This window comes from Streptomyces sp. NPDC006552, from assembly GCF_040611655.1.
Classification (GTDB): domain Bacteria; phylum Actinomycetota; class Actinomycetes; order Streptomycetales; family Streptomycetaceae; genus Streptomyces.
Window position 1 is genome coordinate 1 of the sequence record NZ_JBEXOS010000021.1, and the last position, 16,635, is coordinate 16,635.

12 protein-coding genes and 1 pseudogene are annotated in these 16,635 nt (G+C 74.5%); 2 read left to right on the forward strand and 11 right to left on the reverse strand.

The features are described 5' to 3' along the window. The 3 genes from ABZY33_RS15000 to ABZY33_RS15010 all read right to left on the reverse strand — a co-directional run. The coding region (locus tag ABZY33_RS15000; RefSeq protein ID WP_356492056.1) for a DUF742 domain-containing protein at window positions 1-153 on the reverse strand (153 nt) is incomplete at its 3' end. Between the two features lie 9 nt (window positions 154-162). Beyond that, the gene (locus tag ABZY33_RS15005) at window positions 163-600 is read right to left on the reverse strand and encodes a roadblock/LC7 domain-containing protein (RefSeq protein WP_356491984.1); all 438 of its coding nucleotides are present in this window, start codon (window positions 598-600) and stop codon (window positions 163-165) included. Then, entirely contained in the window at window positions 597-3,317 is a 2,721-nt protein-coding gene (locus ABZY33_RS15010) for a nitrate- and nitrite sensing domain-containing protein (RefSeq protein ID WP_356491985.1), read from the reverse strand. Before ABZY33_RS15010 ends, ABZY33_RS15005 begins: the two co-directional genes overlap by 4 nt. A gap of 433 nt (window positions 3,318-3,750) precedes the next feature. Between ABZY33_RS15010 and ABZY33_RS15015 the strand changes: the two genes are divergently transcribed. After that, window positions 3,751-4,149 carry a hypothetical protein gene (locus ABZY33_RS15015; RefSeq protein ID WP_356491986.1) on the forward strand — a complete coding sequence of 133 codons (399 nt, stop codon included), beginning with the start codon at window positions 3,751-3,753 and terminating at the stop codon, window positions 4,147-4,149. A 95-nt stretch (window positions 4,150-4,244) separates the two neighbouring features. Here ABZY33_RS15015 and ABZY33_RS15020 read toward each other — a convergent pair whose 3' ends face one another. The 8 genes and pseudogenes from ABZY33_RS15020 to ABZY33_RS15055 form a co-directional block, all read right to left on the reverse strand. Next, entirely contained in the window at window positions 4,245-8,879 is a 4,635-nt protein-coding gene (locus ABZY33_RS15020; protein ID WP_356491987.1) for a hypothetical protein, read from the reverse strand. 98 nt (window positions 8,880-8,977) lie between these two features. Continuing rightward, window positions 8,978-9,814, reverse strand: a complete 837-nt coding sequence (locus tag ABZY33_RS15025; RefSeq protein WP_356492057.1) for a hypothetical protein — start codon at window positions 9,812-9,814, stop codon at window positions 8,978-8,980. 132 nt (window positions 9,815-9,946) lie between these two features. Further along, complete coding sequence (locus ABZY33_RS15030; protein ID WP_356491988.1) at window positions 9,947-11,473, reverse strand: hypothetical protein; 1,527 nt, start codon at window positions 11,471-11,473, stop codon at window positions 9,947-9,949. A 69-nt stretch (window positions 11,474-11,542) separates the two neighbouring features. After that, window positions 11,543-12,241: a GntR family transcriptional regulator gene (locus ABZY33_RS15035; RefSeq protein WP_356491989.1), complete on the reverse strand. Its 699-nt coding sequence runs from the start codon at window positions 12,239-12,241 to the stop codon at window positions 11,543-11,545. Window positions 12,242-12,563: 322 nt separating this feature from the next. Then, window positions 12,564-12,752, reverse strand: a pseudogene (locus ABZY33_RS15040) (glycosyltransferase family 1 protein); the annotation flags it as partial. Beyond that, window positions 12,749-13,873, reverse strand: a complete 1,125-nt coding sequence (locus tag ABZY33_RS15045; RefSeq protein ID WP_356491990.1) for a glycosyltransferase family 1 protein — start codon at window positions 13,871-13,873, stop codon at window positions 12,749-12,751. The gene ABZY33_RS15045 and the pseudogene ABZY33_RS15040, both read right to left, overlap by 4 nt. 160 nt (window positions 13,874-14,033) lie before the next feature. Next, window positions 14,034-15,446: a HEAT repeat domain-containing protein gene (locus ABZY33_RS15050; RefSeq protein WP_356491991.1), complete on the reverse strand. Its 1,413-nt coding sequence runs from the start codon at window positions 15,444-15,446 to the stop codon at window positions 14,034-14,036. Window positions 15,447-15,725: 279 nt separating this feature from the next. Next, window positions 15,726-16,118: an ankyrin repeat domain-containing protein gene (locus ABZY33_RS15055; RefSeq protein ID WP_356491992.1), complete on the reverse strand. Its 393-nt coding sequence runs from the start codon at window positions 16,116-16,118 to the stop codon at window positions 15,726-15,728. A 290-nt stretch (window positions 16,119-16,408) separates the two neighbouring features. Here ABZY33_RS15055 and ABZY33_RS15060 point away from each other — a divergent pair, with 290 nt between their 5' ends. After that, window positions 16,409-16,603: a hypothetical protein gene (locus ABZY33_RS15060; protein WP_324767692.1), complete on the forward strand. Its 195-nt coding sequence runs from the start codon at window positions 16,409-16,411 to the stop codon at window positions 16,601-16,603. Window positions 16,604-16,635 lie beyond the last annotated feature (32 nt).

Sequence of the window (16,635 nt, forward strand, 5' to 3'; positions counted from 1 at the left end):
GCGGGACTCCGCGACGACGACCGCGATCAGGTCGAGGCGGTGCTGGCCCGCGCTGCTGGTGCGGCCGCGTGTCATGGCATACGGACGGACGACGGGCCCGGCCTCGTCGTCGAACCAGTGTGTCTCCTGCGTCCCCTCACCGTCTGCGCTCATGCCGACCCACTACCCTCCGGCGGGATGTTCCGTGCGCGGAGCCGTCCCCAGATGTGCGCCCACCCGCTTGACCAGCAGAGTCATCTCGTAGGCGACGAGGCCGACATCGGAGTCCGCGTCCGCCAGGACGGCGAGACAGCTGCCGTCGCCGGCCGCGGTGACGAAGAGGAAGGCCTCGTCGAGTTCGACGATGGTCTGGCGGACCCCGCCCGCATCGAAGTGGCGCCCGACCCCCTTGGCGAGGCTGTGGAAGCCGGAGGCGACGGCGGCGAGGTGCTCGCTGTCCTCCCGGCTGAGGTCTTTGGAGACCCCTGTCGGCAGCCCGTCCCCGGAGAGCACGAGCGCCTTGTGGATGCTGGCGACACGCTCGACCAGGTCGTCGAGGAGCCAGTTGAGCTCCCGCGAACCACCGTTCGTGGTGTGCGCGGTGGTCTTCGGTGCGGTCATCGACCGTCCCCCTCAGAAGTCGTTCCCTGTGCTGTGCCGTCAGCGCTGTCTTCGCTCGCGGCGTTCTCCTCGCGGCCGCGCCGCCAGCCACGCTGGAGCGAGGCCATCCGGCTGCGTACCTCGTCGGCGTCCCGGTCGGCGGGCGTCGGGGAGAGGGTCTCGTCACGGGCCGTCGCGCGGTCGGCGCGCAGGTCGGGCCCGTCCTTCAACTGCGGTGCCAGGTTGGCCTGGCGTACCCGTCGGGGCAGGCCGCCGGCCGTGGCGTCGGGCTGTCCCGCGCCCGCGGGTTCGACGGCGTCGGGCGCGGCGGCCCGCGCGCGCCTGCGCGGCAGGTCGGTCAGGGGCGTCGGCGGGAGGTCGCGCACTGCGTCGCCGCCGCCCCGGTCGTGCCGCTCCCCCGGGTCCTGGGCGCCGCGGTCGAGCGCGGCGGGCCGGGTCCGGGTGACGGGCTTGCCGTGCGAGCTGACGAGTTTGGGGGCGCGGCGGCGCGGCAGCGGCACGAGGCCGTCCGGCAGCCCGTCGCGCTCCGTACCGTGGCCGCCGGCGGTGGGCTCGTCGGCCTGCTGGTGCTGTTCGCCGGGGAGGCCGGCGACCGGGCGGCGCGGACGGAACAGGGCCCCGCGCTCGCTGTCCTCGTCGCCCAGGGCGCCCGGGAAGTCGGTCAGGGTCATGTCGGCCGTGGCCAGCGGGGCCTCCAGCTCGATCGGCCCGTCGAGGACCGAGGCCGGCAGGCCGGGCAGGCCGTCGGAGGTGCCGAGCCCGGGGACGGCCGGGCGGCGCGCCGGGTCGGGCCGGTCGAGGCGGAACCCGGCGCCTTCCGTGTCGGGCGCGTCGGTGAGCAGCGCGTCCGGGATGAAGACGACCGCGGTCGTGCCGCCGTACGGGGACGGTTGCAGGGAGACGCGGACGTTCTGGCGCTGGGCGAGGCGGCTGACGACGAAGAGGCCGAGCCGGTCGGTGTCGGAGAGTTCGAACTCGGGGGTCTCGGCGAGCCGCAGATTGGCGTCGAGGAGGCCGTCGGGGGCCATGCCGAGCCCGCGGTCGTGGATCTCCAGGGTGAAGCCGTTCGCGACGCGTTCCCCAAGGACCTGGACGGCCGTGTGCGGCGGGGAGAACACCGTGGCGTTCTCCAGGAGTTCGGCGATCAGGTGGGTGAGGTCGGCGACGGCGGGGCCGGTCACCGCGATGCGGGGCAGGCGGCGGACCTCGATGCGCTCGTAGTCCTCGACCTCGGCCACGGAGGCGCGCACGATGTCCATGAGCTGCACGGGCTTGCGCCACTGCCGGGACGGGGCGGAGCCGGAGAGGATCACCAGGCCCTCGGCGTGGCGGCGCATGCGCGTGGTCAGGTGGTCGAGGCGGAACAGGTCGGCGAGTTCGTCGGTGTCGTCGGTCCTGCGCTCCATGGCGTCCAGCAGGGTCAGCTGCTTGTGCAGCAGGACCTGGCTGCGCCGGGCGAGGTTGACGAAGACCTCGGAGACACCGCGCCGCAGCTCGGCCTGTTTGACGGCCGCCTCGACGGCCGAGCGCTGCAGGGTGTTGAGCGCCTGGCCGACCTGCCCGATCTCGTCCTTGCCGTATTCGAGCCGCGGGGCCTCGGTCTCCACGTCGACCACCTCGCCGGCGGCGAGACGGCGCATCACGCCCGGCAGCCGGACACCGGAGGCCTCGTGGGCCTCCAGGCGCAGCCGGCGCAGGTCGCGGACGAGGCCGCGGCCGATGCGGACCGAGAGGAAGAGGGAGACGAGCAGGGCGAGAAGGCCGAGGACGCCGGCGACGCCGGCCCGCAGGAACACCTGGAGGGCGATCGGGCGGGCCCGGTCCTGGTAACGCTCGGCGGCCGCGGTGTCCCGGTCGGCCAGTGCGTCGAGGACCTGCTGTGAGGACCGGTCCCAGGCGGCCGCGGTGACGCCCTTGGGCGCGCCCGGTGTCCCGGTCACGACGGCCTTCTCGGCGGTGCGCAGCGGGTTGGTGTCGGGGCCGCTCCAGTACCGCTGGTAGCGGGCCCGTTCGTCGGCGGGCAGCATCGCGAGGTGTGTGTCGTACAGCAGGGTGCGCTGCGCGACCAGGTCGGAGATCTGGCGCAGCTCCTCCTGGCCGAGTCGGCCGGCGACGAGGCCCGAGCCGACCAGCGCGTCTTCCTGGGAGAGCAGTTCGCGGGCCTCGATGAGCCCGGCGACGGCCCGGCCCTGGCGTTCCACCGCGGAGTCGTCGAGGGCGGTGAGGCCGAGGAGGAAGTCGCCGGTGGGCGCGATCAGGCGGTTGTAGAAGTCCAGGGCCTGGGTCCGGGTGACGGTTCCTTCGTCGACGTTCCGGCGCAGCGACTCGATGCCTTCGAAGCCCTCGACGGCGGCGTCCAGGGCGCCGCGCGCGTCGCCGTTCAGGTCGGCGCGCAGGTCCGTGTCGGCGGCCCGCTGCCGGATGCGGGACATCTGTTCGTCGGCGGCCGAGCGCCGGGTGCGCAGGTCGGACTGGGCCTCGGAGGCACGGGGGTCGGCCAGGTAGACCAAAGTCTGGCGGCGTTCGGCCTGGAGGGCGCGGGCGGTGGAGACCAGCGGGTAGCCGAGCGCGTCGGCCGCCTTGCCCGCCGAGAGCAGCTGCATCGCGTCGCGCCCCGTGATCACCGAGGCGAAGGCCCAGATCGCCGTCAGCGACAGGAGCGGCACCAGCAGCAACGCCACGATCTTCCGGCGGATGGACTTCCCGCGAAAGCGCATGGCCTCCCCCAGATCGGCCCCGTGTGGTCAGGGGCACACATGTACGGCAACAAACGGCGCGAGCCTACTACTGAGACAGGAGCAACTCGAAGGCCTGTCCGGATGCTGTTTCCCCCCGCGCGGCCATGGGCGTCCCGAGTTGTCCGGGCATTGCGGGAGATTGCATCCCGGGATCGCCGCGCGGAACGTCGATCATTATCGGACGACTCACCACGGCAGTTGGCCGGAAACCTCTGCTTCCTGCCGCTACATCAGGGCAGTTGTCCGAATTCGGGAATCTTTCCGGGGCGCCGTCCGTCTTCCTCTCAGGATGTACGTGCAGCGCGGCGCCGGCACCGACAGGTGACATCAAGCGGAGCAAACCGGGCAGTCACTGTGCAGGCCGGTGCGGGGGCACCGGGTCGAGGGCCTGGGAGCGGCGGGGAGTGACGTGATGAGTGAGACGGCGGAGCGGCGGCAGCTGTGGGTCGAGGAGCCGGCCGAGCGGCGCCGGATGCCCGATCCGGTGCGTACGGCGGCGGTGCGGGCCGTCCTGATCAGCGCGATCACGCTGATCCAGGCGATGGTCGCCTTCCTGTGCACGCTCGCCGATTCCTGGCTGGCGTTCCCCATGGTGCTCAGCAGTGTGGCAAGCACGGTGGTGGCCACGTGGAGCGTGCTCGACGTCTGGGTCACGCGCCAGGTGTGGAACCAGCGGCATGGAGTCATCTCGGCCCCGGCCAGCACCGCGCGGCAGCTGCGCAAGGAGCGCCGCCGGGCCCGCCGGTCGGCGCGGCGGGCCCCGGAGGGGATACGGGGGCGCGGTGGGGCGGGGCAGCTGACGCATACGTGAGCCAGGTGGCGGGGGCGCGGCCGTCACGGCCCCCGCGCGCACCGGGGGCCTTCTCGCGTGGCTCCGGGGGCGGCCTCGTGCCGCCCGGCGGCCGGTCAGGCGTCCTGCGCGGCCGTTCCGGTCCGGGCGGCGGGCACCGTGGGCTCGGCGGGCTCGGTGGGGCGCTTGAACATCCGGGTCGCCGTGATCTCGCCGTGCACCGTCTCCCCGTCCGGATCCTGCTGCGGCAGCCCCGGGCGCAAGTGCTCTTCCACGCTGATGTACTTCAGTCCGGCCCGCAGGTCCGCGTCGTTGCGCAGCCGGATCACGAGCGGGAACTCGGCGAGCGCGGTCGTGTCGAACAGGCCCGTGGTGTACAGGAGTTGCACGCCGAGCGCGTCGGACACGGCGCGCTGCAACTCCAGGAGGTAGGTGGCGTTGGCGCGGCCGATGGGGTTGTCGAGGAAGAGCGTGCCCGCGTGGCGGTGCTTGTCGCGGCCCCGGTCGTTCGAGCGCAGCGCCGCCATCGTGCAGTACAGGGCGATGGCCGCGGTGAGCAGCTGGCCGCCGGAGAACACGTCGCCCATCTGTCCGACGGGCACCCGCTCGGCGCGCAGCACCGCGTCCGGTTTGAGGATCTCGACGGCGACGCCCTTGGGTTCCAGGGCGGCGGCGACCCCGCGCAGCAGCAGGGACATGCCGTCGCGGCGCAGGTCGGAGTTCTTCTTCACGGCCGCGCGGGTCGCCTCGTCGATGACCTCGCCGAGCCGCTCGGTGAGGGTGGCCTGGTCGGGCTCCTCGAAGCGGATGCGCAGGAACTCCTGCCCCGACCACTCCCCGAGCCCTTCGGGCAGGCGGGACAGGCGCTGGGCGGAGCGGAGCGTGGCCAGTGAGGACTCGACGAGGCCGCGCAGCCGGTCCACGATCGAGTCGCGGTTGCGCTCCAGCTGCGCCAGCTCGTCGGTGAGGACCCGCAGCCGGGGCGCGAAGGCGTCCGCCCAGCGCTGGGCGTGCTCCGGCAGCGCGGCGGCGGGCAGCTCGCGGATCTGCTGGCGGGCGGGTGTGCGGACCTGCTCGTAGCGGGTGGAGTTCGCGTGCCGGACGAGGATGTCGCTCGCCTCGCGGACGGCGGCCTCGGCAGCGGACAGGTCGGCCGCGCAGCCACGCAGCGAGCGGCGGGTCTCGGCGGCGGCGGTGCGGGCCTCCTCCAGCGTGCCCGGGTAGGGCTCCGGCTCCTCCTGCTCGTCGTCGGCGTGGTCGCGCAGCAGGTCGCGCAGGAGCGCGGCCGTCTCGTCGAAACCGCCGGTGCCGTCCTCGGCGGCACGGTGGGCGTCGAGGAGCTCGCCGTGGGCGGCGCGGGCGGTGCGCAACGCCTCGGTGCGCGCGGCGAGCTCGGTGGTGACGGTGCGCAGCAGGGTGCTCGCGTGCTCGGTGTCGGCGGGGACGAGGTCCTCGGGCAGCTCGGTGTGGGCCGTGCCGTCCTCGGGCGCGTGCCGCTCGGCCTCGCCGCGCAGCCGGCCGAGATGCTCGCTGGCGGTGGAGGCGCGGGTCTCCAGGAGCTGGACGAGTTCCTCGGCGCGGGCGGCGGCGGCCTGCCGGGACGGTCCGTCGGCCCCGTCGGACGATTCGAGCAGGGTGGCGGCGCGGGTGCGCACCTTGTTGCTGAGCCGGCCCAGTTCGGTGAGGGCGGCCGACTCGTCGCTCTCGGCGCGGGCCTGCTCGGCTCGCAGGTCGGCGCCGACGCCGACCTTCTCGTACAGCTGGGACGCGGCGCGGTAGGCCTCGCGCAGGGCGGGCAGCGACGCCTTGGGCGTCTCTCCTTCGGGTACGTCGTCGGGGGCGCCGGCGATCTCGGCGCGCTCGGCGCGCAGCGCGCGGACGGTGCGGCGGGTGTCGTCGGCGGAGCGCTGGGCGGAGCGGCGGTCCTCGTCGGCGGCGCGAGCGTGTTCCAGGCAGGTCTGGGCGCGGGCCTCCGAGGCGACCGCCTCGTCGGCGAGTTCGCGCACCTTGGCCTGCCAGGCGGCGCGTTCGCGCAGCCGGTAGGCGAGTCCGGCGAGGGCGTCGGCGGCGCGGCGGGCGCGCTGGGCGGCCTCCTGGCGCTCGTCCCGTACCCGGAGCGCCTCGGCGGCGGCCTCGTCGGCCTCCGCGCGGACGGTGCGGGCCTCGGCCAGTTCGGCCTCGGCCTCCTCGGCGAAGGCCCGGGCCTGCCGGGCGGCCTCGGCGAGTTCGGTGAGGCGGCCGGCCGGGCACCCGGCGCGCCAGGAGGTGAGGCGGGCGGCCAGCTCGCGGTCCTTGGCGAGCCGTCCGACGAGGGTGCGGATGGCTTCGTCGCGCTGGGCGGCGCGGACGCGCAGGGCCTGCCGTTCCTCGTCGGCGGCGTGCTCGTCGTGCATGGCCGGGTTCGGCGGGACGAGGAAGACGCCGTCGTCCGAGGCGTCCTGTGCCGGTGTCGGGGCGAGGAGCGCGGCCGCGGTGCCGACGGCGACGGTGGAGCGCGGCAGCAGGGCGGCGCCGGCGAGGACCTCCCGGGCCCGGGCGTGGGAGGCCGGGTCGGTGATGATGACGCCGTCGACCAGCTCGGGGCGGGCGGCGAGCACGCGCGCGTGGTCGACGGGGTCGACGGACTGGGCGAGGTAGCGCCAGCCGGGCAGGGCGGGGATGCCTTGTTCGCCGAGGTGCTCGACGGTGGCGAGCACGTCCGGTCCGGGCGGCAGCAGCCCGCCGTCGCCGAGCGCGCCGAGGATGCGGGCGTCGTCGGCGGCGGCGGTACGCAGTTCGAACAGCTGTCGCTCGGCGGCGGTGACGGAGTTGTCGAGCAGGGTGGCCAGGTCGTCGGCGGCCCGGTCGAGGTCCTCGGCGGTCAGCGGGGCGACGGGCCCGTCGGCCTCGGCCGGCCGGTCCGACGGGCCGTCCACGCCCAGCAGTTCGGCGAGGCGCTCCTCCCCCGCCAGGGCCGCGGCGGCCCGCTCCTCGCCCTGGTACGCCTGCTCCGCCGCGCCCGCGGCGTCGGCGGCGCGGGCCGCGGTCAGCTCGGCGCGGGCCTCCACGCCGGTGGCTTCGCGCGCGTGCTCGGTGGCGCGGTGGGCGGCTTCGCGGGCGGTGTCCCAGGCGGCTACGGCCGTCTTCTCCGCGTCGCTCGCGGCGAGGGCGGCGCGGGCCGGGTCGGCGTCGGGCGCGCTGTCGTCGAGCCAGCCGGCGCGGACGGCCTCGGCGGTCTCCTGCTCGACCTCGGTGAGGCGCTGACGCAGATGGCCGAGTTCGCTGCGGGCGCGCTGCGCCTCGGTGGCGGCGACGGTCGCGTCGCGGTGCGCGGTCTCGCCCGTCTCCTGGAGGACGGCGGAGCGTTCCTCCTCCTCGTTGGCGTGGCTCTCGGCCTTCTCGGCGGCGCTGTGCAGGGCCCGGACCAGTTCGGCCGCGGCCTGGGAGCGGGCGGCGAGCGCGGGCGCCGCGTCGCGCTCGGCCTCGCGGATGGCGGCGGCCACGCGCGCGGTGCGGTCGGCGGCGGCGCGGTGGCGCAGCACGGCCTCGGCGGCCTGCCACGCGGAGTGCAGGGTACGGGCGTCGGCCAGTTCGCGCTTCTGCGCGGCGGCGGCCTTCTCGGCGCCGGCGAGCGCCAGCGAGGCGTGCCGGTAGGCGAGTTCGGCCGCGATGAGGGCGCTGCGCTCGCGGGCGGACTCGGCCTCGGTGACGGTGTGCGCGGCGGCGGTGACCTGGTGGGCGAGGTCTCCGGCGCGCTCGCGCTCGACGCCCGCCCGGGCGGCCAGGCGCCGGGCGAGCGTGCGGGTGCGGCGCTCGGCGGCGGCATGGATGTCACGCGCGCGGGCCCGCGTGTGGGAGGCGTCGACGATCCGGGTGAGCAGATCGACGGAGCCGGCGGTGAAGTCGCGTTCGGCGATCAGCTCGGCCCGCCGCCCCAGCTTGTTGCCGAACCCGCCGACCAGGTCGGCCAGGCCGTCGGTGTCGCGGGTGTCGGTGACGGCGCGCAGCAGCAGGTCGGTGAAGTCGGAGTCCTTCTTGACCGCGAAGAGACCGGCGGCCTCCCCCTCGTCCGCGTTCATCTCGCGCTGGTAGCGGAAGAGTTCGGGGTCGAGTCCGAGGTCACCGAGGTGTTCGTTCCACCGGTCGTGGATCTCTTCCCAGTGGACTTCGAGGTGGGGGTAGGCCTTACCGGCCTCGGTCAGCGCGTCCCGGAAGCCCTTCATGGTGCGCCGGCGCCCCTGCGCGCCCGAGGCGCCCTCGGTGGTGGAGCGGACGGCCGTCGACTCGGCGACGGGCAGCGAGTCGAGGCTCATCCCGGGGCCCGGCCGGAACGAGTACCAGGCCTCCGCGAACTTCCGCGGGTCGTTCGAGACCTGCCGGCCGCGCCACTCGCTGGCCTTGCCGACGACGACGCACTCACCGGTGCGCGTGTGCTGCCATTCCAGGGCGACGTGTCCGCAGTCGTCGGCGAGGAGGAACTTGCGCAGCACACCGGAGCTGGCGCCGCCCAGGGTGTTGCGGTGGCCGGGCAGCATCACGGAGAAGATCAGTTTGAGCAGGACCGACTTGCCGCCGCCGTTCTCCAGGAAGAGCACACCGGCCGGCGCCGGGCGGCGCGGCGGGCCGACGGGCTCGTCCGCGAAGAACTCCGCCTGGGCGGGCGCGGGGTCGGGGACGGGCGCGCCGACGCCTCGCAGGTCGAGCACGGTGTCGGCGTAGCGCGCACCGGCCGGCCCGATGGAGTAGAGGCGAACCCGGGACAGCTCGTACATGGCGGACTCTCGTGGTAGGTGCGGACGTTCGAAGGGGCGGTCGGCGGCGGAGCGGCGGTCGGTCGGAGCAGTCGGGGAGATCGGGAGGATCGAGGAGTTCAGGAGTGGAAGGGCAGGCCCGCGTCGGCGAGTTCCACCGCGTCCTCGTCCATCGGCGGGACCAGGCTCGCGGAACCGTCGGTCACCGGTACCACCCCGAGCTCCAGGAGTTCGGCCATGGCGGCGGTGCCGGCCATGTCCCGGACCTGCAACTGATAGCGGGCGGTGGTGCGGTACGTGCCGCCGCCGTCGTCGCCGGTTCTCTGCAGGAACCCGGAGTCGGTCAGGAACGTGACGGCCTTGGCGACGATCCCGGTCGTCGAACCGGCCAGGCGGCGCGCGTCCTTGGTGGCGCCGGTGGCACTGCGCCGCGCCCAGATCCGCCAGGCCGCTTCGAGGCCGGGCGCGTCGGTGGCCGGGTCGGTGTTCTCGCCCTGCTCGTCGGCCCGCTCCTCCAGCTTGCGGCAGGCCTGGCGGACGAATCCGTCCACGCCGTTGACGCTGACGCGGCCGATGTAGCCGTCGTCGGCGAGGTCCTCGGGGCGGGGAAAGGCGAGCGCGGCGACAGCGAGGTGGGCGAGGCCGTGCAGGAACCGGTCGGTGGAGTCGGCGGCGGTGCGCCGCGCGTAGTCGCCCATGCGGACGGCGAAGACGGAGTCCTCGGCGGCGGTCACGGCCATGCCCGCGCGCGGGGAGACCTCCAGGACGACGAGTCCGAGGCCGGTGGCGACGGCGTCGGCGAGGCGCGCGAAGGGCGGGTCCTCGCGGTAGCGCCGCAGCAGTTCGCCGTACTCCTGGTCGCGCGAGGGGGCCAGCTTCGGCTGCAGGCCGAAGGAGACGAGCCGGGCCGCGTCGGCCGCGTCCGCGGGGGTGACCGGCGCCGGGGCCTTCGTGATGCCCGCCCCGGCGGCCTCGGGCTCGCCCCGTTCGGCGTGCTCTTCGGGGTACTCGGTCACGGGCGGTGCTCCTTGGTCGCTTCTCGGTGTGTCATGCGGCGCCCTCCGGGTCCGCCGCCCGTCCCTGGTACGTCACGCGGCCTCCGTCCGGCCGGCCGCCATCCCGGCGGCGTCGAGGAGGGCCGTGCCCACGATGAGGTCGGCGCCGCCGAACTCCGGGTCGTCGAGCTCGGTGCCGTCGTCGACGGCGAACAGCAGGGTGCCCTCGCCCTGACGGTAGGCGGTGCCGACCGGTGGACTGGCCGCGTGCACCGCCAACAGGGCGACCAGGTAAGGCAGTTCGCTGTCGCGCCGCCGCGCCTCGGCCAGCAGCCCCGACAGCCGGCGCGGCGCGTCCGCGGGCAGGTCGAGCAGCTCCTTGGCACTCGCGAGCTGCTCCTCGCTGAACCGGCTGTCGTCCGGGGTGGCGACGAGGTCCGGCTCGGGCATCTCCGCGCCGAGGTGCTCCCGCTCCAGGGGCGGGGTCAGCAGTATGTCGACGAGGTCGCCGACCCGTACGGAGACGGGGGTGCGCAGTCCGGTGCCGTGCGCGAAGAACGCGTCGGTCACCTTGCGGGCGCGCTCCACCGGCAGCGGCAGCAGGGGCGCGACGAGCTGTCCGTACAGGTCGAGGCCGGCGCGCGCGGACGGCGTGGCGAAGGCCTGCCGGTCCTGCTCGGCGCGGAACAGGGGGCCCGCTTCGAGGAGGCGGGACTGCAGCTGCGTATGGCGGCGGATGCAGTCCTTGACGATGTCGACCAGCTCGGCGGCGCGCCGCTTCTGCTCGGGGTCCTCGGACTCGTCCCTGGCCTTGCGGATGTTCGTCAGGATCGCGTTCTCGTGGCGGTAGCGGTCGGCGACGTGGTCGAGCGCCTCGGCGATCATGTCCGGGACGGCCCGCAGCCAGTCCACGGCGCGGACATTGCGCCGCGTGGCGTCCAGGGCCTTGCGCAGCGTCTCCGAGTACTGCACGGTCCGGTACCGGGCCTGCTCGGCGGCGAGTTGCGCGTCCGCGAGGCGCCCGCGGCTGATCAGGACCTCCAGCTTCACCTCGGCGGCGATCTGGGCGCTGGTGACGTCGGTGTCGAGGGCGCCCACCAGTACGTTGACCGCTTCGTCGGTCGTGCGCAGGTAGACGCTGCCGCCGGGCCCGGGGACTTCCTCGATCAGCTTGAAGTCGTAGTCGCGCCGCACGTAGGAGCCGTCCGTCGCGAACGTGCCGTACACGGCGCGGAAACCGCGGTCCACCGTGCCGACGTTGATCAGGTTCTCCAGGACCCAGCGGGCGACGCGCTCGTGCTCGGCGGCGGGCCGCTGCGGCGCCTGCGCGGCGATGCGCGGCTCCAGGCGGGCCACTATCTGCTCGTGGTCGGCGCCGGTGTCGAAGTCCATGTTCAGGGTGACGAGGTCGATCGCGGAGAGTGCCACCTCGGCCATGCCGTACGTCGAGTACTCGCCCGCGAGGTTGGCCTTGCGCACGTCGAGGTCGTGCAGCGGGGCGGTGCAGGCGAGCGCGCGCAGCCGCCGCGCGAGCCCTTCGTCGGCGGCCGGCCCCGGCGCGGGGCGCGGCCCCGCGCTGAGCTGGGGCGGAACGGATTCCGTGGTGGCAGGCGAAGTCACGGAGCACAGACTAGGCGCTGGGTCTGACACCGGTCGAAACGACGCAGATGCGACGGGGGCGCCGGGCGGTCACCGGCCGGCCGGGACCCGCCGCCCGTACGCCTCGACGAGCCCGTCGCGGGAGTCGTCGAGGTAGTCGGCGAGCAGCGTCTCGGCGGCGTCCTTGTGCCCTTGGCGCAGCATCTCGACGATCCGCAGGTTACGGGCGAGGTAGGGCTCGTGAAGGCCGCGCGGGTCGTCCACGACGTGGAAGGCGAGCCGCAGCTCGGCCAGGACGCTGCGCATCAGCTCGTCGGTGCGCTCGCTGCGGGCGAGGGCGACGAGCTCGCGGTGGAAGTGGATGTTGGCGGTCGACACGCCCTTCCACTCCCCGGCCGCGGCGGCGCGCTCGCCGTCGGCGACGGCCTCCGCGACCGTGTCGAGCGCGTAAGGGGGTTCGCCGAGCGAGCGGACGACGGAGCATTCGATCATGCGCCGGATCCGGTAGATGTCCTCGACGTCGTCGACGCTCAGAACGCGGACGAAGACACCGCGGTTGAGCCGGTGTTCGAGCAGCCGTTCGTGGGTGAGGAGCCGGAAGGCCTCGCGCAGGGTGTTGCGCGAGACGCCGAGGGCGCCTCCGATGCTGTCCTCCGACAGGCGCGTCCCGGGAGGGAAGAAGCCGTCGGCGATCCGGCTCCTGAGGATGTCCGCGACGCGCTCGGCGGTGCTGGTGCGCCCCAGGAGGGGGCGGTCGTCGGCGAGTGCGTGCAGTTCTTCCGTGGCCACGGCCGCATTCAAGCGCACATGGAGGGACGAAACAACATGGGTATCGCGGGATCGTTCAACGATATGTGTCGATAGGTACCTCGCTCACCGCGCACCGCGGGGCCGTCACACCGCACCCCTCCCGGGTGTGCGCGCCGGTGCTTCGTGGGAGGCCAGGAAGGCCCGGACCGCGGTGTCCCAGCCGAAGCAGGCGGCACGCGCGCGTGCCGCCTGGCGGCGCCGGCGCACCGGCCGGCCCAGGACCTCCTGGACGGCGGTCGCGAACGAGGCGCCGCTGTCCCCCGCCACGGCGCCCGCCGCCCCGACGACCTCGGGCAGCGGCCCCCGGCAGGGTCGGGACGCGGCCCTGGGGGCTCTCCACGTCGGAGAAGCGGTGCCCTGGCACGATCAGCACGGGAACGTGGCCGGCCGCCGCGTATCCGGCCCCCAACTCGCGCAGCGCGGTGCGCAGTCCGCCGGAGGGGGCCGCCACGAAGTTCGCGAGCCGGACGATGCACAGGCCCCCGCTCATGCCGCGACCACCGTCCTGGCCCGCAGCACGTCTGCGTAGTGCTCCACGAGCTGGTCCCCGACGGCCTCCCAGCTCCGTCCGGCGACAGCCGCGCGGCCGGCGGCTCCGTAGGCGGCCCGCAGCGCCGGGTCGGCGGCCAGCGACCACACGGCGTCCCGTACGGCGTCCGCGTCGCCCGGCGGCACCAGCAGCCCGGTCCTGCCGTGGGCGACGAGGTCCAGGGGCCCGCCGACGGCGGGGGCGACCACGGGCACCCCGCTGGCCATGGCCTCCTGCACGGTCTGGCAGAACGTCTCGAGCGGGCCCGTGTGCACGAAGACGTCCAAGGAGGCGAAGATCCGGGCGAGTTCGTCGCCGGTCCGGCGGCCGAGGAAGACGGCGCCGGGCAGCGCGCCCTCCAGTGTGTCGCGGCTCGGCCCGTCCCCCACGACGACGACCCGCGCGCCGGGCAGGCCGCAGGTGCGGGCCAGCAGTTCCACGTGTTTCTCGGGCGCGAGCCGCCCCACGTAGCCGACGAGCAGCTCCCCGGCGGGCGCCAGCTTCGCGCGCAGCGCCGGATCGCGCCGCCCGGGCCGGAACCGGTCGCCGTCCACGCCACGCGGCCACAGCCGGACCCGGGGCACCCCGTGTGCCTCCAGGTCGCGCCGGGCGGCGCTGGACGGCGCCAGGGTCAGGTCGGCCGCGGTGTGCACGCTGCGGATGCGGCGCCAGGCCGCGGCCTGGCCCGTCCCCAGGTACGTACGCGCGTAGCCGGCCAGGTCGGTCTGGTGGACGGCGACGGCGGGGATGCCGCGCCGGGCCGCGGCCGCCACGCCGCGAGCGCCGAGGACGAACGGGCCGGCCAGGTGGACGACGTGGGCCCGGTGCGCGGCCACGGCCCGCAGGACGCGGCGGGTGGGCAGCGCGACCCGGACCTGCGGGTAGCCGGGCAGCGGCAGGGAGGGCACCCGGACCACCGGGCAGGGCGCGCCGGCGTCCGCCTCGGGTCCGTCGGCGGTGGCCGGAGCGACGACGAGGGGTTCGTGGCCGCGGGCGGCCAGATGCCGCGCGGTCTGCAGGGCGCAGTGCGCCACCCCGTTGATGTCGGGAGGGAAGGACTCGCTCACGATGACGACACGCATACCCGTGTTGTCGCCCTGCCGGACGTGCCCACGCCACCGTGGATCTTTCCTGCCGGGGAACGTCCCGTGAGCGTTGCGCCGCCCGGCGAAGGGCGGGCGACCGGCGCGAACAGCGGGCGACGGGAGGCGGCCGGACGGCCACCTCCCGTCCGTCAGCCGGTCACAGGGCCGGGGCGTCGGGGCCGATCCTGGCGCGGACGGCGGTCTGTACCTCGGCCTCCTCGGCGGGGTCCGCGGCGAGGCGGCGCAACTGGTCGACGACGCGGCTGTCACCGGTCTCGGCGTGGCGGGCGGCGACCTCGCGGGTGGATTCCTCGCAGTCCCACAGGCATTCGACGGCGAACCCGGCGGCGAAGGAGGGGTCGGTGGCGGCGAGGGCGCGGGCGGCGCGCCCGCGCAGATGGGAGGAGGCCGTCTCGCGGTAGACGTGGCGCAGGACGGGGGCGGCGCAGGCGATGCCGAGCCGTCCCGCCCCGTCGACGAGGGGCCACAGAGTGGGGGCGTCGGGGCCGTCGCCGCGCACCGCCTCACGCAGGGCCCAGAGCACCAGCTCGCTGTCCTCGGCGCCGCCCCGGCAGGCGAGCACGCGGCCGGCGGCGGCGCCGAGCACGTCCGGCCGGCGGGCCCAGCGGCGGGCCCGCTCCACGGCGGCGAGACTGCGCATCCGTTCGAAGGAGTCGAGGGCCGCGTCCACCACCACGCGCGCGGGTGACGCGACGGCGGCCTCGATGAGGTCCAGCACCGCGGGGTCGTGGGTGTCGGCGAGGTAGCGCAGCGCGGTGCAGCGCGCGCCGTCCGAGCCGTCCCGGGCGGCCCGCACGATCTGCGCGCGGTCCTCGGATCCGGCGACCGCGGTGAGGCAGCGCGCGGCGGGCACGTACAGGACGGCGCCGCGCTCGAAGCCTTCCTGGGCCCAGTCGAAGACGGCCTGCACGCTCCATTCGGGGCGGGGCCCCGCGGGGGTCAGCTGCCGCTGCCAGCGGTCGAAGGACCCCGCTTCCTGGGCCGCACGCACGCGTGCCGCCACATGAGGACGGGGGTCCTCGGCCCACAGCCGCCACGGCCGCGGCTCGAAGGCGTCGCGGACGGCGGCGGCGAGTTCGGCCTCGTCCTGCACCGGGAAGCGGGCGAGGACCGGCTCGGCGAGGGCACGCAGTCCCGCGTCGTCGTCGCGCAGGGCCAGCTCGTCCAGGGCCCAGGCCCAGTTGCCGCCGAAGGCCGCGTACCTGCGCAGCAGTTCGAGGGCGTCCCGCCTGCCGTACGAGGCGAGGTGGCCGAGGACCGCGAGCGCGAGCCCGGTCCGGGTCTCGTCGGTGTCGACGAGGTCCTCGGGATCGAAGAGGTGCCGCTCGATCTCCCCGAGCCCTCCGTGGAGGTCGAGGTAGAGGCGGGCGTAGTACAGCGAGCGGTTCTCCACCTGCCAGTCGTGGCGGGGGTCGCTCAGCACACAGTGATCGAGAGCCGCGAGCGCCTCGTCCCGCGGTGCCGTCAGCGCGTGCAGGGTGCCGTCGCCGCGGCCCCGCTGCAGCAGGCCGAGCAGCGTACCGCTGGGCGCTATGACCGGTTCGAACATGGGAAACAGCCTCACATCAAGCGTCGACGCAACCGGGAATCCGCTACTACCTGGCCACGCGACAACACGTCGGAGCGCCCGCCGTCTTCTGCTTGCTGTAGACCATCTCTCTGCCTCTCGTCCAAGGCCCGGTGCGGGCCGTTCACGGACCGCACGGCACGTGGGCACCACCTGCCCCACCGTCGCGTCCGTAAATCACGCCGTCATCATGACCCAGCGGTTCCGCCCGCCGCGACCACATTTCCGGCACCCCCGTCATGCCTGGTCAGAGCGGGTGCTTCAGAAAGCACCGAAGAGTTCGACGAGCTCCAGCTTGCCGAACATGCGGGCGGTGTCGACGGCCGACGGCGTCCCCGCCGAGGGGTCCGCGCCCCCGTCCAGGAGCGCCCGGATCACGCCCTCCTCGCCCTTGAAGACGGCCCCCGCGAGCGGGGTCTGCCCCTTGTCGTTGGCGCGGTTGGCGTCGGCCCCGCGCGCGAGCAGCGCGCGGACCGCCTCCGCGTGGCCGTGGTAGGCGGCGAGCATGACGAGCGTGTCGCCCCGGTCGTTGGTGAGGTTCGCCGGAACGCCCGCGTCCACATAGCCCACGAGCGCCTCGGTCTCGCCCCTGCGGGCCAGATCGAAGATCTTGGTGGCCAGCTCCACGACCTCCGGGTCGGGGGCTTCGCTCATCGGACGGACCGCCTTTCACCTACGTACGGGTACGGCCCGTGCGGCCGTACGAGTGAATCGACAGAGTACTGCCCGCCGGTGCACATGAGCCGACCCGGCCGCGGCAAAGATCACCCCCGATGCGGAGCGGCGTCCCGGACGACGGGGCGAGGCGGCGCGGCTCACCAGCCGCCCGTCAAATGGGTGAAAACCACAAAATGCCACCCATTTGCACCTTTTGTCGTATGGATACATGCTGTGAGCCTGGAAGAACTCATGGTGACTGTCCCCGCATCAACCAGGAGAACCTCATGATCCTGTCCATCTCGGGCGTCGTGCTGCTCGGCATCATCGTCTTCTTGTTCTTCCGCAAGGACGGCCTCAAGGCCTCGCACGCACTCGTCTGCGCCCTCCTCGGCTTCTACCTGGCGGGTACGGCCATCGCCCCGAGCATCAAGGCGGGCGGCGCGAGCCTCGCCAGCCTGCTCGGCGGGATCAAGTTCTGACGGCCCACCCACCCGCACCCATCCTCAGGAGA

Bases quoted from the DNA above. Each gene is read 5' to 3' on its own strand.
- ABZY33_RS15015 (WP_356491986.1), top strand. From the start codon at position 3,751: ATGAGTGAGACGGCGGAGCGGCGGCAGCTGTGGGTCGAGGAGCCGGCC.
- ABZY33_RS15060 (WP_324767692.1), top strand. From the start codon at position 16,409: ATGATCCTGTCCATCTCGGGCGTCGTGCTGCTCGGCATCATCGTCTTC.
- ABZY33_RS15010 (WP_356491985.1), bottom strand. From the start codon at position 3,317: ATGCGCTTTCGCGGGAAGTCCATCCGCCGGAAGATCGTGGCGTTGCTG.
- ABZY33_RS15020 (WP_356491987.1), bottom strand. From the start codon at position 8,879: ATGTACGAGCTGTCCCGGGTTCGCCTCTACTCCATCGGGCCGGCCGGT.
- ABZY33_RS15005 (WP_356491984.1), bottom strand. From the start codon at position 600: ATGACCGCACCGAAGACCACCGCGCACACCACGAACGGTGGTTCGCGG.
- ABZY33_RS15045 (WP_356491990.1), bottom strand. From the start codon at position 13,873: ATGCGTGTCGTCATCGTGAGCGAGTCCTTCCCTCCCGACATCAACGGG.
- ABZY33_RS15050 (WP_356491991.1), bottom strand. From the start codon at position 15,446: ATGTTCGAACCGGTCATAGCGCCCAGCGGTACGCTGCTCGGCCTGCTG.
- ABZY33_RS15055 (WP_356491992.1), bottom strand. From the start codon at position 16,118: ATGAGCGAAGCCCCCGACCCGGAGGTCGTGGAGCTGGCCACCAAGATC.